Origin of the sequence: Peribacillus glennii (assembly GCF_003429105.1) — a bacterium.
GTDB classification, from domain to species: Bacteria; Bacillota; Bacilli; order Bacillales; family DSM-1321; genus Peribacillus; species Peribacillus glennii.
The window spans coordinates 986,034-1,005,995 of the sequence record NZ_QVTD01000003.1; the positions used below are offsets into that span (position 1 = coordinate 986,034).

Annotated in this window: 21 protein-coding genes and 1 pseudogene; 10 read left to right on the forward strand and 12 right to left on the reverse strand. The window is 42.4% G+C overall.

Annotation, left to right across the window (positions count from 1 at the left end; genetic code table 11):
- Nucleotides 1-63: 63 nt before the first annotated feature.
- Entirely contained in the window at nucleotides 64-216 is a 153-nt protein-coding gene (locus tag D0466_RS22125; RefSeq protein WP_158555851.1) for a hypothetical protein, read from the reverse strand.
- A gap of 71 nt (nucleotides 217-287) precedes the next feature.
- Here D0466_RS22125 and D0466_RS06225 point away from each other — a divergent pair, with 71 nt between their 5' ends.
- Both D0466_RS06225 and D0466_RS06230 read left to right on the forward strand, forming a co-directional pair.
- The gene (locus D0466_RS06225; RefSeq protein ID WP_117321656.1) at nucleotides 288-689 is read left to right on the forward strand and encodes a reverse transcriptase-like protein; all 402 of its coding nucleotides are present in this window, start codon (nucleotides 288-290) and stop codon (nucleotides 687-689) included.
- On the forward strand, nucleotides 686-1,597 hold the full coding sequence (locus tag D0466_RS06230; RefSeq protein WP_117321657.1) for a DMT family transporter: 912 nt from the start codon (nucleotides 686-688) through the stop codon (nucleotides 1,595-1,597). Before D0466_RS06225 ends, D0466_RS06230 begins: the two co-directional genes overlap by 4 nt.
- A 153-nt stretch (nucleotides 1,598-1,750) precedes the next feature.
- Here the strand turns inward: D0466_RS06230 and D0466_RS06235 are convergent, their stop codons facing one another.
- Entirely contained in the window at nucleotides 1,751-2,020 is a 270-nt protein-coding gene (locus D0466_RS06235; protein ID WP_117321658.1) for a DUF6123 family protein, read from the reverse strand.
- A 186-nt stretch (nucleotides 2,021-2,206) separates the two neighbouring features.
- On the opposite strand from D0466_RS06235, the gene D0466_RS06240 reads away from it, so the two are divergent.
- Nucleotides 2,207-2,341, forward strand: coding sequence for a small, acid-soluble spore protein L (locus D0466_RS06240; RefSeq protein WP_117321659.1), 135 nt, complete (start codon nucleotides 2,207-2,209; stop codon nucleotides 2,339-2,341).
- A gap of 45 nt (nucleotides 2,342-2,386) precedes the next feature.
- Here the strand turns inward: D0466_RS06240 and D0466_RS06245 are convergent, their stop codons facing one another.
- The 6 genes from D0466_RS06245 to D0466_RS06265 all read right to left on the reverse strand — a co-directional run bounded on the left by D0466_RS06245 (nucleotide 2,387) and on the right by D0466_RS06265 (nucleotide 9,869).
- Nucleotides 2,387-3,220 (reverse strand): 5'-3' exonuclease, encoded by an 834-nt coding sequence (locus D0466_RS06245; protein ID WP_407675622.1) that lies wholly within the window; start codon nucleotides 3,218-3,220, stop codon nucleotides 2,387-2,389.
- A gap of 151 nt (nucleotides 3,221-3,371) precedes the next feature.
- Entirely contained in the window at nucleotides 3,372-4,103 is a 732-nt protein-coding gene (locus D0466_RS06250; RefSeq protein ID WP_158555852.1) for a DNA polymerase beta superfamily protein, read from the reverse strand.
- Nucleotides 4,104-4,148: 45 nt separating this feature from the next.
- Nucleotides 4,149-7,847: a dynamin family protein gene (locus D0466_RS06255; RefSeq protein ID WP_117321662.1), complete on the reverse strand. Its 3,699-nt coding sequence runs from the start codon at nucleotides 7,845-7,847 to the stop codon at nucleotides 4,149-4,151.
- Nucleotides 7,848-7,968: 121 nt separating this feature from the next.
- Nucleotides 7,969-8,166, reverse strand: a complete 198-nt coding sequence (locus D0466_RS22130) for a hypothetical protein (RefSeq protein ID WP_158555853.1) — start codon at nucleotides 8,164-8,166, stop codon at nucleotides 7,969-7,971.
- A gap of 75 nt (nucleotides 8,167-8,241) precedes the next feature.
- A complete protein-coding gene (locus tag D0466_RS06260; RefSeq protein ID WP_325048681.1) occupies nucleotides 8,242-8,781 on the reverse strand; it encodes an isoprenylcysteine carboxyl methyltransferase family protein in 540 nt (179 codons plus the stop codon).
- Entirely contained in the window at nucleotides 8,781-9,869 is a 1,089-nt protein-coding gene (locus D0466_RS06265; protein WP_233522585.1) for a type III polyketide synthase, read from the reverse strand. The genes D0466_RS06260 and D0466_RS06265 overlap by 1 nt, the downstream gene beginning before the upstream one ends.
- A gap of 148 nt (nucleotides 9,870-10,017) precedes the next feature.
- On the opposite strand from D0466_RS06265, the gene D0466_RS06270 reads away from it, so the two are divergent.
- The 3 genes from D0466_RS06270 to D0466_RS22135 all read left to right on the forward strand — a co-directional run bounded on the left by D0466_RS06270 (nucleotide 10,018) and on the right by D0466_RS22135 (nucleotide 11,586).
- On the forward strand, nucleotides 10,018-10,473 hold the full coding sequence (locus tag D0466_RS06270) for a chemotaxis protein CheX (protein WP_117321663.1): 456 nt from the start codon (nucleotides 10,018-10,020) through the stop codon (nucleotides 10,471-10,473).
- 559 nt (nucleotides 10,474-11,032) lie between these two features.
- Entirely contained in the window at nucleotides 11,033-11,395 is a 363-nt protein-coding gene (locus D0466_RS06275) for a hypothetical protein (protein ID WP_117321664.1), read from the forward strand.
- Nucleotides 11,392-11,586 carry a hypothetical protein gene (locus D0466_RS22135; RefSeq protein WP_158555854.1) on the forward strand — a complete coding sequence of 65 codons (195 nt, stop codon included), beginning with the start codon at nucleotides 11,392-11,394 and terminating at the stop codon, nucleotides 11,584-11,586. The genes D0466_RS06275 and D0466_RS22135 overlap by 4 nt, the downstream gene beginning before the upstream one ends.
- 63 nt (nucleotides 11,587-11,649) lie before the next feature.
- Here D0466_RS22135 and D0466_RS06280 read toward each other — a convergent pair whose 3' ends face one another.
- Nucleotides 11,650-12,180 (reverse strand): hypothetical protein, encoded by a 531-nt coding sequence (locus D0466_RS06280; protein WP_117321665.1) that lies wholly within the window; start codon nucleotides 12,178-12,180, stop codon nucleotides 11,650-11,652.
- A gap of 437 nt (nucleotides 12,181-12,617) precedes the next feature.
- On the opposite strand from D0466_RS06280, the gene D0466_RS06285 reads away from it, so the two are divergent.
- Genes D0466_RS06285 through D0466_RS06295 form a run of 3 tightly spaced genes read left to right on the forward strand, consistent with a single transcriptional unit; the run spans nucleotide 12,618 to nucleotide 14,922 of the window.
- On the forward strand, nucleotides 12,618-12,770 hold the full coding sequence (locus D0466_RS06285) for a cytochrome c oxidase subunit 2A (protein ID WP_117321666.1): 153 nt from the start codon (nucleotides 12,618-12,620) through the stop codon (nucleotides 12,768-12,770).
- A gap of 20 nt (nucleotides 12,771-12,790) precedes the next feature.
- Nucleotides 12,791-13,270 carry a cupredoxin domain-containing protein gene (locus D0466_RS06290; protein WP_117321667.1) on the forward strand — a complete coding sequence of 160 codons (480 nt, stop codon included), beginning with the start codon at nucleotides 12,791-12,793 and terminating at the stop codon, nucleotides 13,268-13,270.
- Nucleotides 13,267-14,922, forward strand: coding sequence for a b(o/a)3-type cytochrome-c oxidase subunit 1 (locus tag D0466_RS06295; protein ID WP_117321668.1), 1,656 nt, complete (start codon nucleotides 13,267-13,269; stop codon nucleotides 14,920-14,922). The genes D0466_RS06290 and D0466_RS06295 overlap by 4 nt, the downstream gene beginning before the upstream one ends.
- Nucleotides 14,923-15,095: 173 nt before the next feature.
- Here the strand turns inward: D0466_RS06295 and D0466_RS06300 are convergent, their stop codons facing one another.
- Nucleotides 15,096-16,013 (reverse strand): DMT family transporter, encoded by a 918-nt coding sequence (locus D0466_RS06300; RefSeq protein WP_117321669.1) that lies wholly within the window; start codon nucleotides 16,011-16,013, stop codon nucleotides 15,096-15,098.
- 49 nt (nucleotides 16,014-16,062) lie between these two features.
- The gene (locus D0466_RS06305; RefSeq protein WP_325048682.1) at nucleotides 16,063-17,586 is read right to left on the reverse strand and encodes a carboxypeptidase M32; all 1,524 of its coding nucleotides are present in this window, start codon (nucleotides 17,584-17,586) and stop codon (nucleotides 16,063-16,065) included.
- A 109-nt stretch (nucleotides 17,587-17,695) separates the two neighbouring features.
- Between D0466_RS06305 and D0466_RS22530 the strand changes: the two genes are divergently transcribed.
- Nucleotides 17,696-17,839, forward strand: coding sequence for a hypothetical protein (locus tag D0466_RS22530; protein WP_199484510.1), 144 nt, complete (start codon nucleotides 17,696-17,698; stop codon nucleotides 17,837-17,839).
- Between the two features lie 73 nt (nucleotides 17,840-17,912).
- Here the strand turns inward: D0466_RS22530 and D0466_RS06310 are convergent.
- Nucleotides 17,913-19,827, reverse strand: a pseudogene (locus D0466_RS06310) (ATP-dependent DNA helicase).
- Nucleotides 19,828-19,962 lie beyond the last annotated feature (135 nt).

The window sequence follows — 19,962 nt, forward strand, 5'->3', positions numbered from 1 at the left end:
TTTTAACCCGCTTTCTTCCATTTCTATAATAATGTTCGGATATGGGCATTAAAAAACCTTCTTTTAAAAATAATTTCCCATTTGTTTGTTGTAAAACCGCCCTCGATCGAAATTTTCTAAATTGACGAAGCCAATAAAGCCATGTTTTTCCACCAACAGCTTGCTTAATGTAACAATATAACCGTTTTCGCCACCTGCCTGCATTCTTAAAATCATTGTTAGTTTCCTTTATTTGCTTTAAAATGTAGACGGAAATGATTCATTCAGGACTGCAGAGGAGGACAATCATGATCGAAGTATATACCGACGGGGCAAGCGCGGGAAATCCCGGCCCAAGCGGTGCAGGCATTTTTATTAAAAATAACGGCCAGGTGGAACGGCATTCGATTCCTCTCGGCATTATGGAGAACCACGAGGCGGAATACCACGCACTGATAAAAGCGCTTGAGCTTTGCATTGAAAAAGAATACAAGTCCGTATCATTCCGCACTGATTCCCAGTTGATCCACAGGGCAATCGAAAAGGAATTTGTAAAGAATAAACGTTATTCTCCGCTATTGGATAGAGTCCTTGAACTGTCGCGTAAACTTGATCTTTTCTTTTTGAAATGGGTTCCAGGGAGCGAAAATAAATCTGCTGATGAATTGGCAAGAAGGGCAATTCGCATGAATGCAGGTGAAAAGGAATGAAAAAAACATCCATCTCCGATTTTACGTTACTTTTCGTTGTTTTTATTTGGGGAGCAACCTTTGTGATGGTGCAGAACGCCATTTCGTTCCTTGAGCCCTTCAGCTTCAATGCCGTGCGATTCCTTATGGCATTTCTATTGCTTTTGGTATGGTACCTTTTATTTTCTCACAAAAAAATGATCGCCTGGAACACAGCATTATTGTTCTCCGGGGCGAAGCTTGGGCTCTGGCTATTTCTTGGGTATGCCTTTCAGACTTTCGGGCTGCTATACACAAGCCCGGCGAAAGCCGGATTCATTACCGGTTTGAGCGTTGTGCTCGTTCCACTCTTTTCCTTGGCGCTAATAAAGCAAAAACCGACGAGGAATGCCTTGCTCGGTGTAACGGCAGCAACCCTCGGACTATACTTAATGACAGTAGTCGAAAATTCTTCTTTCACAATCGGTGATGTCCTGGTATTCCTGTGTGCCATTAGCTTTGCGATGCATATCATAACAACAGCAAGATTTGCAGGCGTGTTCCCGGCGCTTCCGCTTACCATTGTACAGATTTTCACTGTCTCCTTGTTATCGTTTATTTCAGGTGCTTTTTTTGAAGACTTTTCCGTTGTCCTAAATCCTGGCGTGATGCTTAAAACAGAGGTCTGGCTGGCTTTGTTTGTTACTTCCTCTTTGGCGACGGCCTTTGCTTTTCTCGCCCAGACCTATTTCCAGGCGTATACCTCACCGACCAGGGTGGCGGTGATTTTCGCCATGGAGCCGGTATTTGCCGCCCTTACGTCTTTCTTTTGGATCGGGGAACGGCTTACCTATAATTCGATTGCGGGTTGCCTTTTTATCTTTCTCGGCATGATTCTGGCTGAGCTGCCACAGAAGCCTAAGGAAAATAGTTCAACAGCCGGCATATAAAAACGGCAGAAGTTTTCTGCCGTTTTGCTTGAACTTTACGAGAAATATTACTGGGCATACTGATGATCAGAAGAAATTGTCACCAAGTACTATGAATGTGCATCAGGGCACCTTCCGCTCTGGCTTTCCACTCTCGCATATCGGTCGGTTTCTTTACGTGAGCAATCCCCGTTCCTTGGCGAACAGTTCCGCATCGGTTCGCGTATTCACCTTGTTTTGCTTTAAAGCTTCAAGAAGAGATATGTAAAAGCTCCCATCAAAATCCTTTTGTGCCTTTAGGGTCATTTCTATTGCGACATTAACAAGAAAATCGCTTGCATTCGTATATTGTTTCCCAAAATAGATAAATCCAATGGCATCCTCACCGAAAGAAAATCCTTTGGATTCCAGGAAGGCAACGTATTCTTCCACTGTTTTCCCCACGAGCAAACACCAGCCTATCGACCAAATTCAACCTAAATCTTACCTTAAAAATGAAAATTTGCCTATATGTTTTTCGACAAAAGTTGCCATAATACCCCCGCCTGTTTCTACAAACAATATAGGAAACTTAACTATTATTAGCAGGAAGCCTCTGCGTAAATTCGCACGGAAGGAGGTGATTTTCAGGTGAGCAAGAATCGAAACAGGGGGACAGCAGCACATAGCGGCGTCAATCCACAGGGCTATTCGACCGGCGCTGAAAGGGCTAGAGATCCAAAAACGAAGCTTGAGAATGCAGCAAAGAGGGATAATACAAAGTAGTAAAAATAGAAACCGCCTGTCCTATTTAGGCAAGCGGTTTACTGTTTATATAATTAATTTCTCAACGGTTCTGAATCCATTTTCCATTGCCATTTGAAGGACCTTATCGCGGTCATAGCTAAAGTGTGCTTCTTCAAGCGAGCAAGAAACAGGCACATCGCATTTTATTTCCGCAAGCTTCCTGGAGAGGTGAAGCATATCCACCGCTTGTTCAATTTTCGCGCGTTGTGTTTTCGTCAAGGAATGGACGTTTTCCAGGATTCCTTCGATGCTTTCATGCTGGATGAGCAGCTTTAATGCGGTTTTTTCGCCAATGCCCTTTACGCCCGGATAATTGTCGGACGGATCGCCCATCAATGCCTTCAAATCAATCATTTGTCGAGGGGTGATGCCTTTCCATTCAAAAAAGCTTTCCGAATTATGGACTTCATAATTGCCGAAGCCTTTTTTTAAGAGAATAACCGATATATTATCATCAAGCAGCTGCAATATATCCTGATCACCAGTTAAAATGTAGACCTCACTTTCAGTGGCGGATGATTTTGCTATTGTACCGATACAATCATCAGCTTCAAAGCCCTCAAGGCCGATATTTGGAATATCGAACGCTTCCACTGCTTCCTTTACAAGGCCGAACTGTGGGATCATTTCAACCGGCGGTGTAGAACGGTTTGCTTTATAATCTCCGAACAGTTCATTGCGGAAGGTCTTGCTTCCCATATCCCAGCATACTGCAACATGGGTGGGAGAAAAATGGTCCACAGCCGTAAGCATGTGCTTTAAAAATCCTTGTACTGCATTTGTCGGAACACCATTTTTATTTATCATAAACTGGCCTGTAACAGCCGTTGCATAAAAAGCCCGGAACAACAGCGCCATGCCATCTACAAGCAGTAAGGAGGGAACTTGTTCTTCATTGCTATTCACATAATCACTCCTATAAATAAATCCAAACTGTAAAGATAGAGTCACTCTATCTATTATACCACAACAGCCTGCTTTTTCGAAGGTCTTACTGGAACCATTAGAATCAAATGCCAAGGCACTTCCAGGCAAGTTCATTCAATTCCCCTTCCATACCTTTTCCTTCCGGCAAACCAGACAGCATGCTTTGAATCGCAATCAATTCTTCCTCAAGCAGCACAGATGTGTCCATTAACGCTTTTCCTGATAAATATCGATTCTGTTTTTTCAACCGAAAAAGCTCTTCAATACTATACCGTATCGCGCTGTTCATACTGGCCCCATTCAACAGCTCATCTATGTGAAGTGGCGGAAGTCTCCGTTTCTGCAGTAACACCAAAAGCATCAAGTAACAGCGGGCCACCTGGACCATTGTTTTATGCGCTTTTTTCTCCATGACTGCTATTTTTTTCAAATATGCCAGGTTGGTACGGCACATATTAAAATAATGCAGGCCCAGAGTCCGTTTGGAGTAATGAGTCTGTATGAGTTCCTTAATTTCACATACAAATTTGTGATTTGATATGTCGATCGTTCGGGAATGAAACCATTCGAACATACCGGGGTTGCTCTTTTGCATGAGGCGAAATGCTTTGAATATATCCCAGCCCTCTATTTCAAACTCAGCATTTTTGAATGTGATAACCTCATGCTTTGCTTTCAAGGAAAGATAATCACGCATATTTTTTTGCATAAAAACAAACCGGATATCACGATCGGATTCAGGTGTTTGTAGGCCAAAGGAATGGCTGCCGGTTTCAGCAGCCATCCATATTTCAACCCCATTTTCTTTTTCCATGATTCTTAGAAATTGAACAGCGTTCATATCCCATCAACCCTATTGTCATGTAAGTTCCTTTATTTCCTTCAAGATTGACTCATAAAATGGAACATCGATGGTTTCTTGAAAAGCGGAACGTAGCCCATTGTAAATTTCATCGATTTCAGAATCCGAGTCCCGCTTAAGCTTTTGCAAGCCTTCTTCAAAGAGTTCGGAATAGAAGGTATACATCCGTTCTCTTTGGTCAGCCGTATATATTAAAGCCGGCTGCTCCAGCCCGGCCTGCAGGGCTTCGCTCATCTTGATTTTATCATTTTTCTCAAAAAATGATTTGGTGTTCTTAAAAATGGCCAGTTCTTTCTTGAAATCCGTTTCATCTAGATCTTCAAATGCCTGTTTAAATTCCATTGTTTCACTTGCGGCCGGCTCGTAGTCCCTTAAATGAAGGCTTCCCCTAATTTTTTTACTCAATGCATGCAGGGTTGCCTGTTTTTCTTTTAGCAGATTTCCTACAAAAAGTTCACTACGCAATGCTGTTGCCCTCATCTCCTGCGATAAATCGAAGCCTAGAGAACCGAGGAGCTCTTTTAACGATTTCCGCAATGCGGCTTTCATATCACGGCCATCATCCTTAAGTACTGCGGGGTTGAAGGATTCTTTGAAAAAGTCGGCAAATCGGAAGAAAACACGCTGCTTGCTGTAAAATGCGAGCTCATCGATCTCTTTCCTTAGCTTTTGTTTTTCCGTTTCCCCCTCCAGTTTACCCAGGATTTGTTTTATTTGACCTAATTCTGTCTCCAGAGCGGCTAATGCGGCACTTTTCGAACGTTCATCCTGCAAGCTTGCGGCCATAACCTCCTCCAGCAGCTGCAAGACCCTTGATAGTGCTGCCTTGGAAGACTGTAGTGCGAGCATAGTTAAATCATTCTCGATAAATTCGTTGAATTGTGATTCAAAATGCGGCAATCCGCTGTCTGGCAGGAAATGATGGGAAAACCTGCTGCCTTCCAATTTCTCCGCAAGCGCCCCCTTGCTTGATAACGGAAATAGCTTGGGGAATCTGATACCGAATCCATTCAGCTGTCCCTGAACGTAAGCTGTTACTTCATTAAGCTCATCGCTTGTTTGAGCCAGATCGACCGCATTAATGATGAAAAACATCTTATCCATCGCGAAGGAATCCTTAACCCGGCCAAGCTGGATGAGAAATTCCCTGTCAGCCCTTGAAAACGGATGGTTATAGTACGTCACAAAAAGGATCGCATCCGAATTTTTAATATACTCGAACGCAGCCCCCGTATGCCGGGCATTGATTGAGTCCGCTCCCGGCGTATCGACCAGCACGATCCCCTGCTTCGTCAATTCACAGTCATAATACAGCTCAATTAAATCGACAAAACACGATTTTGATTCTTCAGCTGCAAAGCTTTTAAAGCCCTCAATGCCAACCGGAAAGTTTGTTCCAAGTTTTTCTTTGTATTCGGGAAAACCTTTTACAAAAGCTTTAATAAATGATAGATGTGTAGTACCGGTGTCCGTGGCTGTGGATCGATCCATCAGTTCACCCGCCCTCCGAAAAGCCTCATCCAGGGAATTCGCTGCGATGTCATAGGCGGAAAGGGCAATTGAAACGTCTTCAAGCAGCATTTCCGCGGTCTTTAACGTTATGGTTGCCGTGCCATGTGGGTGCCCATCTTTTGGAGCCATGATTTTATTGATCGCTGCTGTAGTCGGATTTGGAGACACAGGCAATACGCTTTCGCCCATCATTGCGTTCGCGAACGATGATTTTCCTGCACTGAATGCTCCGAAAAGAGCGACTGTAAAGGTTTGCGATTGCAGCCTTGCCGCTTTCTCCTTAAGCTCGCCGTGCAAAGAATGGAAACCCTTCAAGGGTTGAATCAGGTCTGAGACCTTTTTTAAATCGGCTGCAGTCCTTTGCAATTTATCCTTGCCGCTCACATCGACGGTTTTTTTCTCCTTTATCACTTCCGATTTAGAAGGCTGGATTTCAGCTGTCTCGTTTTGCAAAGTTTTCTCCCGCGATTGTTCGTCGGCCATTGTATCGCCCGTATGACGGACCGTTACATCGTTTTCCTCGCTCAGCCATTTCTCCAGCAAAAGCGCTGTATTCATCACTTCCTGGGATGGCTCCCTGCTTGCCAATAAATGAAGCAATGCCTTTTTTTTCTTTTGCACGTTATTATTCATGAACGCCACTGTTTCAAAAGCTGACTGATAACGGGCATAACCTTTCAATTCCTTTTCAATAATGCCGATTTCCCCCACGGTTTCGTTCTTTACATAGCTGTACAGGGTTTGAATAAAACGGTCCGCTTCATTCCTGGCCGACTTTTTTATTGCTGCTGCAATCTCATTAGTGTAATTAAGGACATATTCACCTGTAATGCTCACCTGGGATTTCAAGGCATTAACCAGCATTTCTTTAGAAACCGCTACTTCTATGCCTTGCGCTTCTTTTTCAAGCTCGCTGTTATAAATACCTGCTTCTTTCAGGGTGCCTGCAGCCAGTTCCTTCAGATGCCACTCGAGCTGGGTTTTCACTTTTTCCTGCAGGTCCGACAAAATCGCCCGTTCCCTATTTTCCCGTTCCTCTTCTGTTTTCTTTTTCGAAAAAAACAACCCTACCTTGAACTCAGGCTGGTTTGACTCCAAATATGCCGCCGCCAGATCCCTTGTTTGTGCCGGCATGATATAGGCATTTTTCAGGATTGATTCCAGTCCGGCATCAAATTCCTCTTTCACAGTGTCTGGAAGTTTCGTTATCCGGTCCTTTTTGTCAATTAGCGATAACAGACGGCCGGAAACCTCCTGCTGTTCCTCCAAAGGGAGTTCCGCCAAAATTTCAAGTGAGGGCGCATTTTCCTCCTCCAGTTCTTCCCTTATCCTTTTCGCATGTTCTTCCACGAGTCTTTCCGCCGCTTCCATAACTGACCGAATCCGGGTGTCCTCCCCCACTTCCCCTTGCTTAAATATAAACTCCTTGACTTCCTGTATTTGATTGTTTTCACTTTCCAGATTCCTTACCGATGTAAAGAAAAAACCATTTGGGTAGACCCCCCAGTTGGCAAAGGCCTCTATGACCGAGCTCTTGAATTCAGCAAAACCGAGTTCCGTGTCATCATGCTTATCAATCATATTAACGATCAAATAAATGCTTTTATTTGCGTCCTGCAATTCTTTTGTAAAATGAAAATTCACTTCGGACTGCACATGGTTATAGTCCATCACATAGAAAATGACATCTGCCAAATGCAGTGCCGACTCAGTGGCAACCCGGTGGGCATCATCGGTAGAATCAATTCCGGGAGTATCCATTACCGCGCAAGTTTCAGGCAGCGGAAATTCACTCGAACTGATGGTAATTGATGATACCCTGTCCCCGTCTTTACAAAAAGCTTTTACTTCCCTGTAATCATAGGGTGCAGGAAAAAGGACTGGCTTGGTGTTATAGTAATAAACCTTCGCATAATCACCGCCGCGCTGGAGTTTCACTGTATTCGCACTTGTTGGGATAGGGCTGGAAGGAAGGACATCATCCCCGAGCAAATAATTGATCATGCTGGATTTCCCGGCGGAAAAATGCCCGCAAAAAGCAATCGTTGTCTCCCGATTATGTAGCTTCATGACCAATTGCTTCATTTTCTCAGCATTCGGATAATCCCTGCTGGACTCGAATGCCTCGTACAGTGCTGTTAAAGACTCTATTTTCTGTTCCTGTTTGATTGATTGTTGGACCATTTATGCTTTCCCCTTAGTCGTTTGAGTATTGTTAATACTCATTTTATTGTAATCGATTTCGTTTTGCTTTCCTATATCTGATTTACCATTAATGGAAAAAGCAAATAAAAAAACCAGGTGATTACCTGGTTGAAGGCACAGGAACGAATTCTTTCCGTGCTTTTTCTGAAGTGAATGTATGTTTGGGAGCAGCTTGTGCCGGCTGCCCAATATTCTTCAATACGTATCTCATTACCAATAAATATGTAACCATCGTCAATAATACGAATAATAAAACCATAAAGAACACCGTCCTTCTATATTCTGGTTGTTTATTCAATGAGAATAATTTTCATCTTCAATTTTGATGTTATCACGAACGATAATCATTTTCAATAAGAAAAATGAAATTTTTTCACTTTTCACTTTTTTGTTGAAATATGGTGTTATACCTCGTCAGATTTCCCAGGGCATTTTCTTCCTCTGGAATACGGACGGCCATCATCCACAGGTTTAGCAGCGTAAACAAAATGCCTGTGATAAAGGCGTCGAACAGAAGGGAAATAACAATAATTTCCACCGCTACCACGAGATAATTCGGATGTTTCATGTACTTATAAGGGCCTTTTGCAGTAATGTCGGACTCCGGGAGAACAATGATTTTTGTGTTCCAGAACTTTCCGAGAGATATGATCACCCAGATCCTGCATGCCTGGGCCAAGATAAAAATAGCCAGCCAAACTGGCCATAAAGGAGCGGTAACAAATCGATTCAACATAACTTCCAAAATTAATGAGCTTAAGAACCCAATATGCATTAAGACCATCCACGGATAATGGGACTTACCGAATTCAATGGCTCCCTGTTCCTTCATCCAATTTTCGTTTTTCTTTGCTATCGATAATTCGACAAGGCGCTGCAGGACCAGAATTGAAATAAACAGCCAAAAAAACACTATTCCCACCTCATTAATAATAGCTCAGATGAAAATCCAGGCCCAAGCGCGGCTGCCAGTCCCAAATCACCTTTTTGCGCTCCGTTGCGCATGAACTGTTCGAGCACATATAAAATCGTGGCTGACGACATATTTCCATATTCCTGAAGGATCTTCATTGAAAGTTCTGTCTTTTGTTGACTAAAGCCGAGCGCCTCTTCATACGCTTGAATCACTTTCTTGCCGCCCGGGTGTGCGATAAAGTGTTCCACTTCTTGCAAGGATAAATTGTGTTCCGTTAAAAACGCTTCTACATTCGGTTTTAACCATTCCTTTACAATCCTTGGAATATCTTTAGAAAACACGACATGCAGTCCCCCGTTTTTCACATCCCAGCCCATGACATCGAGTGAATCCCGCATAAGTGTTGACCTGGTGGACAGTATCTTTGGCATGGAATCCTGCTTGCAAAATATTTTGCGCCGTACTTCGTCCCCGCAAACAAGGGCACAGCCGATACCGTCCGAAAAAAGGGATGTGCCTATAATATTGCTCTTTGAAACATCATCCTTCTGAAACGTCAAACTGCAAAGCTCCACGCAGAGAACCAGGGCCAATGCATTTGGAAATGCTTTGCAATATTCGTATGCCCTCGATAGTCCGGCAGCCCCTCCTGCGCAGCCAAGCCCCCAAATCGGTATTCTTTTCGTATATTCACTAAAAGGAAGCAGGTTCATGATTCTCGCGTCAATTGTAGGAGTTGCCAAACCGGTGCTTGAAATGAAAATAAATGCATCAATCTTCCCGGGGTCAATGTTCCGTTTTAGAAAATCCAGGTTGCCCAAGCATTCCACAATCGCCTGGCACCCATAATGCACAGCCTGTTCAATATAAATTTCATTCTTCTCTTCAAAACTGTGATCCGCCTTAAACCATTCGATATCCTTTGAAAAGTAACGGGATTCCACCTGTCCATTTATAAAAGCGCCTAAAAGCCTTTCTATATTCTTATAGGAAGAACCGAACATCTCTCTGGTAAAATCCATGACAGCTTCCTGAGATATTTTGTGGGGCAGCTTGATATGAGAGGCCGAAAGAATATAAGGCAATGCATTCACACCCTTAATGAATTTTCTATGTTTATTATTCCGCATTTTTCGCCATAATATCGTGAAAGTTCCCCATTTTTTAACATTTAAAACGTATATTCTGCCATTATTTGTTATGCTTAATTTATTATTTTTACGGAGGTTTATCATGGCTGTCAGTTTAACAGTAGCTAACGTACTAGATGGAACGATCCAGTCTGTAAAAGCAGTTATTCCACTATCGATGGAAGCATTGACGCCTACCTTGGTTAAACAGCCCTATAACCATTCATCCCTTGGCGTTTTGATTGGCATGACAGGAGATATCCGGGGAAGGTTTATCATTGAAGGCCTGAAAGAAACAATAGGCAGAATAGGTGAAGCGATGTTCGGGATTCCAGTCGAAGGCGAAATGCTTGAGTCTTTCGCAGCAGAGCCTGGAAATATGATTGCCGGCAATTTAGCGGCCATTCTTGCCACTAACAATCTCGAAATGGATATTACCCCTCCCACCGTACTTATTGGTCAAACAAAAATCTACGGCTTTGATAAAGCCCTGAACCTCCCTATCCAAATAGCAAGTATCGGCTCCCTGAATATTCTTCTCATGATTGATATGCCTTAACAGGTTTGAAAACCCACTGGATGCGCGCCTTTATAAAAGCGAACACAGAGGTTCGGGGTTAGAGGACTGTGTTCCACACAGGCGAAGACAAAACTAAGTTGCGCACTGGATCTGTCGACCGGTTCTATTCTTAACAAAATACATTTCCATACGAAAAAAATCAGGATGATGGGTGCATCCTGATTTACTAGAAACTATTCACAGTCCGGATTTTTCTGAAACTGGACATTGATTTCAATAGATTGGAAATCCTCTTTCCCGCATACACGGCAACTGCTTTCTTCATTGTGCAAGGTTCGGCAGTGAACGCAGTATTTTTGCTCCATTTTTTCACAGTCCCTTTCAGCTAATATTATTTCATTCTATGCATAACAGGATCAATTAGTTCCAGTTAAATATTTTGTTAAGATAGTAAAATGCAAATCAGCATATTGACGGACTTTCAAGATTTTAGTTCTGCTATATGGCCTTTGCCGCTGAAATTGTTTACCTGTTTCATAATTGGGAATTACTTAAAAAGAGGTTCCAACAATTCAGACAACAAGGAGGAGTACAAGTATTGAACAGTTTTATGAATGGTGTTATTGACAAAGCAAAAGCAACTTTAAGCCAGGCAGCCGCAAACATGAAAGAAGCAATTTTTTCAATAACCGGTACTTCATCTGTATCCGTCAGCCAAATGGCTGGCTACATTGAGAACCATCCTGACACAAAATGTACCGGCAGGACGATGTTGGGACAAAGGTATTCCTTTTACCGATTAAGTATTGGGGATATTCATTATTACATGGAAAAGAAGGATTCATTTATCTTGCAGGTCGACGTTTTTACTCGCGAGCATAGTATCGTATCCTTCCGTTCATACAGGGACCGCCATTCTCTGTCGGCACCTATAAATATTCCTGACATTCCGGCTAAATGACCCTTTTTGGAGTCATTAGACAAGCCTCCGATGCCAATCTTGCCAACCTAGAGGGTTATGGCAGCCAGATAGTGACAGAGGACAACCTTGATATTTTCCTATCAAAAATTAAAAATACGCTGTCCACTCTCTTTCTATCGAAAGCAGATGTAGACAGCGTGTTTTTAATGAAAAAAAGGATGAACAATTAGATGTCTTTGTTCAAACTGGTAAAGGAGCTGGAATCAATAAACCAGTCATCCAACCATTTACTCTCATTTTTTCTTTATTTTTATTAGTTTATAATGAATTTCAGTATCAAAGTCATTGTAGTCAGCGTTTGTTGTACTCAAAATCACACCTTTGCCAGGAGCAAAATATGAAGTATGGAATCCAAATCCTTTTACAGTTTCCCTTACCTCCACTACTTTTGTAAAAGTACCTGCTGAAGTCTTGATCGTTCTATTTGTTGATTTTATAGTATAAGTAGAATTACTAGAGGGTTCTGACCACCTTTTTCCACTTTTAATGGGATAAGCTAATATTTTAGTCCCTTCTTGATATAAGCCTGTTTTGGTTTCTTTATATGCCGTCCCAAAGTCTCTATTACTCCATTTGTAATATCCGTCCTCTTTCTTCCAGAACTCTAAATAAAATTTAATCCCATTCCCATATTGGTAATTATAAATATATTTGGTGTTCATCAAATAACTAGTTTGCTTTGCTTTTACTGTTCCACTAAATAAAGGCAATGTAGTACAAAATACAAATCCAAAGGCTAATATAATCTTGAATAAATTCTTCAAACGCAATCTCTCCTAATTGTATGTATTTTAATAGACTTAGGTCCATTAACATGAAAATTTTACCACAGAAATGATAAGGTGGAATATTAAAATCCTTTAACTCGTCAAAGAAACGATTTTATTACATGACATAAACACGCAAAAAAACTTTACCAGGAATACGCGCATCAAATGGACATACCCCATTTTTCAAATTACTCGTAAAACCATTTTCGGATCATTCCACCACTCTAAACTTCACATTTCTTTCACATCTTCACGGGGTCAAAAGTGATGAAGGTCACTGTTAAATCAATTTCCCCCTATTATCATGTTAATTAAGTATAGATTGAACAATTTGTGAAACGAGAGAAAGCAACTAGAATTTAACAAATTGTTTTGTATGATGAAAATGTACTCATACAATTTCTGAATTTTTTAGAAAGGAGTGAAATGTTATGGCTATGCCGGAATTAAAAACGAAAACACAAACAAAAGTGGAGGATGACCATTCTTCCCTTAAAGGGACGCTTGCATCCGTTTTCGTACTTGGATGTATTCTCATTATTACATGGGTGAGTGTGTATTTCTTGTATTTAGACCGTCTATAGGAATTTAAGGGGGAAAAATTATGCATATGCATAAGTTCGAAAAGATTTGGCTCGTTTTCGGTATCGGCTCGCTGCTTGTTTTCCTTAATGTTGTTGGTGTCAGCGCTTTCTACATGGGAAACCAGCCACCCAGCTGTTTAACAACAATCGACCCGGAAAAGGTGGATACGACCAAGCCTTTCAATAAACCTGGGCTTCACAAGGTTGAAGGAAAGGATTGGGACTATGAATTGGTGTTCGTAGCCTCCGCGTTTTCCTATAATCCGGCAAAAGTGGTGGTTCAAAAAGGGGTGAAGGTAAAGATTATGGCTACAACAAAGGATGTTATACACGGCTTTGAAGTAGCAGGAACAAATATCAATATGATGCTTGAACCAGGTTATGTAAGCGAATATGTAACAACGTTCAAAAAGACAGGCGAATTTCTGATTCTATGTAACGAATACTGCGGTGTAGGTCACCATATGATGAGCTCCAAAATTGAGGTGGTTGAAAAATGAGAAGCACAACTGAAAAAATGAAAGTGGATCCTCGTGACGCCAAGCTATCCATGGCTCATTTCTATGTTGCGTTTATTGCATTGGCGCTTGGCGGCCTTGCAGGGCTTTTGCAGGTTTTGGTCCGTTCAGGGAATTTCCAACTTCCAGCCCCGATTACTTACTATCAAGTATTGACAGTACACGGTGTTTTACTGGGACTTGTCCTTACTACATTCTTCATTATCGGGTTTCAATTTGCAGCAATGAGCCGTACAGCCGGGACCCTGTCAAACGGGGCGAGAAAATCTGGGTGGCTCGGCTTCTGGTTGATGACAATTGGAACAGCCATGGCCGCGGCAATGGTGTTATTAAATAAAGCATCTGTGCTTTTCACATTCTATGCGCCGCTGCAGGCCCACCCTATCTTTTACGGCGGGTTAACGCTGGTTGTAGTCGGCAGCTGGATCGGTGGCGGGGCGATGCTCACATCATATGTAAGATGGCGCAAGCAAAATCCCGGCAAAGTCAGTCCGTTATTAAGCTTCATGGTCGTAGTCAATATGCTTCTTTGGCTTGTGGCCACCATCGGTGTTGCAGCAACCGTATTATTGCAAATGCTCCCATGGTCTCTGGGACTTGTAGATACCATTGATGTATTGATCAGCCGTACACTGTTCTGGTATTTTGGGCACCCGCTTGTATATTTCTGGTTATTGCCTGCCTATATGTGCTGGTACGTAATCATCCCCAGAATCATTGGCGGCAAGATTTTCTCAGATTCATTGGCACGTATGTCATTTATTTTATTCTTGCTATTTTCAATCCCTGTAGGCTTTCACCATCAATTGACTGAACCCGGTATTGACCCGGCATGGAAGTTCCTGCAGGTTGCCTTAACATTCCTGGTTGTCATTCCATCGTTAATGACAGCATTCTCCCTGTTTGGCACTTTTGAAATGTACGGACGCCAAAAAGGGGCTAAAGGTTTATTCGGATGGCTTAAAATGCTGCCTTGGGGCGATGCCAGATTCACTGTGCCTTTTATTGGGATGGTCACGTTTATCCCTGCAGGGGCAGGAGGCATGGTTAACGCATCACACCAAATGAACCAGGTCGTGCATAACACAATATGGGTAACGGGGCATTTCCATTTAACCCTTGCTACCGCTGTTATCCTGACATTCTTTGGTATCTCTTATTGGTTGATTCCTCACCTTACAGGCCGTGTACTGACAAAGAAAATGAACAAACTGGCACTAATCCAGGGCTGCCTTTGGGCAATCGGAATGATTTTCATGTCCGGAGCGATGCATGCTGCAGGCCTTCTTGGAGCACCGCGCCGATCATCATTCTCGACTTATGGCGGATCTGCCCAGGCAACTGAATGGATACCGTATCAAATTGCACAGGCTGTTGGCGGAACAATCCTGTTTGTTGCAATTATCCTTGTTTTAATCATATTCATTAACCTGGCTTTCTTTGCGCCTAAGGGTGAACAGGAATTCCCGGTTGGAGAAGCGGCGGAAACGGCAGAAAAGACACCTTTGATTTTCGAGAACTGGAAACTATGGCTTGGAGTCACCGTCGTATTGATTCTATTCGCATACACAATCCCGCTTATCGATATGATCCAGAACGCACCTCCTGGCCAGAAAGGTTTCAAACTCTGGTAATAAGAAATACGGAAGCGTGCTGTAGAGGATCGTTGAAAAACATGCCACATCCTGTGGCAACATTGGCAATAGTACATCCATGTACGGGGAAGCTAGACACCAGTACATGTTGAAAAATTGATGCTTTGCTATAATTTAAAGAAGCAGGCATTCAAGAAGATTGCCTGCTTCTCCTATACCATTTGATTATGCCCTTTTTCAGCTTTGCCGCTTTTGTTGCCGGGCATTTTATTATAATACAGAACCGCTCCTAGGATTACAAAGGCACCGGCCATCTGCAAAACTGATAATCTTTCGCCATAAAAGAGAAATCCAAGGAACATCGCAGTTACGGGCTCTATTGTTGCAAGTACAGCGGCCCTGCTCCCATCCATTTTTCCTAATCCCCATGTATAGAGCAAATAGGCGATTACAGTGGAAAACAGGCCCAGGCCTATAATCAGCATCAGCGTCTTCGGTGCCATGATCTGTTCTGCCTTACGCCATATCCCTGTAACAGGAAGCAAGCAAATGGAAGCAGTAAAAAATGTATAAGCTGTTATCGTAAAGGTATGGTATTTCTTTAGAGCCAGCTTTCCAAAAATACTATATAAGGCATATCCAAGCCCTGAACCGAGTCCAATTAAAAATCCGATGCCATCCCCTCCGGACAAAGCATGGCCTTTTACACCGGCTATTAAAATGCTTCCTAAAACAGTACAGCCTATGAGCAATATTTTAGGGAGGGTTATGATTTCCTTAAAGAACAGGCTGGAAAATATCATAACGAATACCGGAGATGTATAAAGCAAAATGACTGCCGTGGAAATGGACAGCATATTCATGGCTGTAAAGTAGCACCAATTAAAGAAAACAATGCTGATGATTCCAGTACCAATGAATAAGTAAATGTCCGCAACGCGTATTCTCAACAGATTTCGATTCTTTATGACTCCAACTGCAAGCAAAAAGAGGCTTGCACAACAGACCCTTACGGTCACGATTTCCATCGCAGATAATCCTGCATCCGTCAAGCCTTTTACAAAAATACCGATGATTCCCCATAGGGAAGCTGCCGCAACCACCGTTAATAGCGGTAATACATTCTTCATAACACTATTCCTTTTATAAGGGGGGATGACTCTGCATCCACCCTGTCATCTATTTAAATTGATAAACGCTTCCGTACTTTTCTTCCAGGTAACCAATGAGATATTTTGCATTTAATCCTTCACCTGTAATCGATTCTAGGATTTCCAGAGGCTTTTTCGTTTTTCCAAATTTGTGCACTTTTTCATTCAGCCACTTTTTGATCGGTGCGATATTTCCAGCTTCAAGGAGCTGATCGAAGCCGGGGAGATCCTTAAGCATCGCATGTTTTAGTTGGGCCGCATACATATATCCCAGCGCGTAAGAAGGGAAGTAGCCGAAGCTGCCGCCTGACCAGTGTACATCCTGTAAAACGCCTGATGCGTCGTTCTCCGGTTTAATCCCAAGGTATTCTTGATACTTCTTATTCCAGACCCCAGGCAAATCCTTCACTTCCAGCTCATTATTGAATAGAGCTTTTTCAATTTCATAGCGAATCATGATATGAAGGGAATATGTAAGTTCATCCGCTTCCACCCGGATTAAAGATGGTTTGGATTCATTGATCGCACGGTAAAAATCATCCAGTTCCACATGGTCGAACTGGCCTGGGGCATGCTGCTTCAAAACCGGAAACTGTTTTTTCCAGAAGCTTTTATTCCGGCCGATGAAGTTCTCAAAGAAAAGGGATTGGGATTCATGGATCCCCATTGAGGTTCCATCATCCAATAATGTACCCGTCAAATCCTTTGAAATATTTTGTTCATAAATTGCATGGCCGCATTCATGGATGGTGCCGAAAATCGCTCCCCTGAAATCATGTTCATCATAGCGGGTTGTTATGCGTACATCTCCCACATTGAGCCCCGTTGCAAACGGGTGCACTGTTTGATCCAAACGGCCTGCTTCAAAATCATATCCAAGCTGTTTCAGGATCTCAAGGCTGAATTCCTTTTGTTTTTCCTTTGGAAACCTCTTATACAGGAAAGAAGTTTCAGGCTTGTTTTCGCTTTTTGAAATCGCTTTGACCAATGGTACGATCCTTTCACGCAATTCGCCGAATACCTGGTCAAGAACCTCTACGGTCAAGCCGGGTTCATACATATCAAGAAGTGTGTTATATGGATTTCCCTCATAACCCCAATAACCTAGAAATTTCCTGGTGTATGCCACAATCTTTTCAAGGTAAGGTTGAAACATTGCAAAATCGCTTGCCTCCCTGGCATCTTCCCACACGCTTTCCGCTTTGGATTGAAGGACGACAAATTCTTTATACTCCTCTGCTGGAATTTTCTTATTCCGTTCATATTCTTTTTTACACTCTTCTACCATTTTATTTGTAGTATCAGAAAGTTCGTGTCTTGCAGCGTCAGAAGAAAGATTGGCAATGAAAGCAGCCATGTCTTCGCTCGTCGACATTTTGAAGACCTCTGAAGATAGCATCCCTACCACTTCAGATCTCCGCTCAATCCCTTTTTTCGGAGCGCCAGTGCGCATGTCCCAATATATCAGTGATAGTGCTTCACCATATGCCGATATTTTTTTCACATATTCTAAGAATTCTTTTTCTATTTTTTCAATCGAAGCAGACACCATTGATTCCTCCTTTTGCGTTACGGATTTATTCTATCATATAATATAACTAAAATTACCATTTATTTGAATTAGCCATTTATCATCTAACAAACCGGGGAGCTGATTGTAGATGGAAGAAGAGTTGGTTGGATACTGCAGGAACTGTGAAAAGAAAATTTTTTGCCGGAACGGCTTTCTTGATGGAGTATCGGAAGGAAAGAAGCTTCTATGCTTTAGATGTGCAGATCTGAAAGAGACAGACAAAGTGGAATAAAATTTTAAACGGTAAGGGAATAGTGTCATCCTTCCAAGTAAAAAACCGGGGATATCCTCCCCGGTTTCACTTTTTAAGGTGCTGTAGGCAATACAGCAATCATTTTGTCCAGAACATTTTCCGGGAGGTTTTTTTCCGTAAGAATATGCACATTCCCAGAATCATGCGATGTCCTGATAAGCCGGCCGATTCCCTGGCGCAGCCGCAGCAGCATATATGGCATGTCTACTTGCTCAAAAGAATTGCTTGCAGACGCACGTTTTGCTTCAAATACCGGATCATGGGGAGGAAACGGCAGCGAGAAAATCACCACGTTTTGCAATGATTCCCCTGGGATGTCCAGCCCCTCCCATAGATGATAGGAAAGCAATACGGAATGCTTCTCCTCCTGAAATTTCTTCACGAGATCGCTGATTTCCGATTCCCCTTCAAAATAAAATGGATAATCCGAAAATCCGGCATGATCCTTAAACCATTGCAGCTCTTCCTTTGAACGAAAAAGGACAAGCGTTCTTCCCTTTTCTTCTTTGATGCTTTTCAAAGTGTATTCCATTTTTTCTTTCATGTTGCCATTTTCAAAAACGGGCATGAAAATTCTCATTGCTTCGTCATAATCGAAAGGCGAATCAACTGAAAAGCTGGTATATTCTTTAATGCCTAGGCTCTGGGCAATGTAATCGAAGGATTTATTCTCAGAGAGTGTCGCAGAAGAAAAGATATAGGGCATTTTTTTTGAAAAAACCTCTTCCGCCAAAATATCTTTCACAAGGCGTGGCATGATGACAAGGGTCTTGGAGCCTTCGTTTTCCTCAAACCATGTCACGGCCTGCTCATTCCTAAGGAACAATGAAAGGGAGTAGCCCAATTGTTCCAAATATTCTTCAGTCACCTTTAAATCATATTCATTAATTGTGTACATTTCCGCTTCAAACACCAGGCTTTCTTCCAGCTGTTCTACTTTTTGATGCAGCTTTTGGGCAAACTGGCCGACCCGTTCGGAGGAAGGAATCCTGTATCGGCCCGATCCCTGTACCGGAATTGCAGCTTGTGCCAGGTAATGAAAGAACTGTTCATTTATTTCTATTACTTCCTTCGATGACATAGAGCGTTTCGTCACGTACATCGTTCGCGGTAAGCGATTCAAGAACCGAAGTAAGGGTCGCTTCGCCAATTTTATAGGTCAATGCTTTTTGTGCGGAAAATTCCAGCAAGTGCCCTTCGTCAAAAATGACACAGCTTTGCTCAGGCAGCAATGGAAGCTGTCCCTCACGCTTTCTCTTTTCCTTGGTCCAAACATGCTCCATAAAGAAATCATGGGAACAGATAATTAAATCTGTTGATTTACGGTAAAAATCCCTGGAAAGCGTCTGGCCGCATCGGTGCCGCATATCACATGTAAAGCAATTTTGCAGTTGGTCCCAACCGACTTTTGACCAGTCTTCATCATTTAAGTAAGGATATTGTTTCCGGTCGCCATACGGTGTATAAGCCGACATAGAGCCCCCGCCGTGTACAAATTCAGGGAGCTCTTCATGAAGCCGGTCGATGGCTTCCGAATCGACAGTGTTTACGGCATGATCAAGCTTTTTAAGACAAACATATTGATCATGGTATTTTGCAAGGCGCACATCAACATCAATACCGAGGGCGGTTTTGATCTTTTCGATATCCCCTTCTTCCTTTACCAGCTGTTCGATAAGAGTTTCATCGGCACAGGAAATTATAGCAGGTTTATTCGTATATCTGGCATAGCAAATGGCATAAAGAAGATAGACAAGCGTTTTGCCAGTCCCCACTCCAGCTTCAGCAAAAGCAATTTTCTTTTCTTTAAAGGCTTTTTCCAGCTGGAACGCCATAAAAATCTGCTCATCGCGTTCCTCGAATCCCTTTTCAGGGAGAATATCGTAAAAAACATCACCAATCCACTCGGAAAATTTATCATAAAAAGAATCTTCCTTCGTTACCGAAAAAGGCAGCGTCTGCAGCATTTTGTTCTCCCCTTTTAATTTCATCCACGCTAACTTGCAAGGCCATTAACTGAACCTATAATTATTTCGTCGGAAATTTTTATTATCACTTACTATTGTTTTTCGGTCAAGGGAAAAGCCGGTTTATTGCATAAA

What these genes read in the sequence shown, in the direction of transcription:
- D0466_RS22125 (WP_158555851.1), bottom strand. Translation starts at nt 216, where the DNA reads ATGATTTTAAGAATGCAGGCAGGTGGCGAAAACGGTTATATTGTTACA.
- D0466_RS06225 (WP_117321656.1), top strand. Translation starts at nt 288, where the DNA reads ATGATCGAAGTATATACCGACGGGGCAAGCGCGGGAAATCCCGGCCCA.
- D0466_RS06230 (WP_117321657.1), top strand. Translation starts at nt 686, where the DNA reads ATGAAAAAAACATCCATCTCCGATTTTACGTTACTTTTCGTTGTTTTT.
- D0466_RS06245 (WP_407675622.1), bottom strand. Translation starts at nt 3,220, where the DNA reads ATGGCGCTGTTGTTCCGGGCTTTTTATGCAACGGCTGTTACAGGCCAG.
- D0466_RS06250 (WP_158555852.1), bottom strand. Translation starts at nt 4,103, where the DNA reads ATGGAAAAAGAAAATGGGGTTGAAATATGGATGGCTGCTGAAACCGGC.
- D0466_RS06255 (WP_117321662.1), bottom strand. Translation starts at nt 7,847, where the DNA reads ATGGTCCAACAATCAATCAAACAGGAACAGAAAATAGAGTCTTTAACA.
- D0466_RS06270 (WP_117321663.1), top strand. Translation starts at nt 10,018, where the DNA reads ATGGCTGTCAGTTTAACAGTAGCTAACGTACTAGATGGAACGATCCAG.
- D0466_RS22135 (WP_158555854.1), top strand. Translation starts at nt 11,392, where the DNA reads ATGACCCTTTTTGGAGTCATTAGACAAGCCTCCGATGCCAATCTTGCC.
- D0466_RS06285 (WP_117321666.1), top strand. Translation starts at nt 12,618, where the DNA reads ATGGCTATGCCGGAATTAAAAACGAAAACACAAACAAAAGTGGAGGAT.
- D0466_RS06290 (WP_117321667.1), top strand. Translation starts at nt 12,791, where the DNA reads ATGCATATGCATAAGTTCGAAAAGATTTGGCTCGTTTTCGGTATCGGC.
- D0466_RS06295 (WP_117321668.1), top strand. Translation starts at nt 13,267, where the DNA reads ATGAGAAGCACAACTGAAAAAATGAAAGTGGATCCTCGTGACGCCAAG.
- D0466_RS06300 (WP_117321669.1), bottom strand. Translation starts at nt 16,013, where the DNA reads ATGAAGAATGTATTACCGCTATTAACGGTGGTTGCGGCAGCTTCCCTA.
- D0466_RS06305 (WP_325048682.1), bottom strand. Translation starts at nt 17,586, where the DNA reads ATGGTGTCTGCTTCGATTGAAAAAATAGAAAAAGAATTCTTAGAATAT.
- D0466_RS22530 (WP_199484510.1), top strand. Translation starts at nt 17,696, where the DNA reads ATGGAAGAAGAGTTGGTTGGATACTGCAGGAACTGTGAAAAGAAAATT.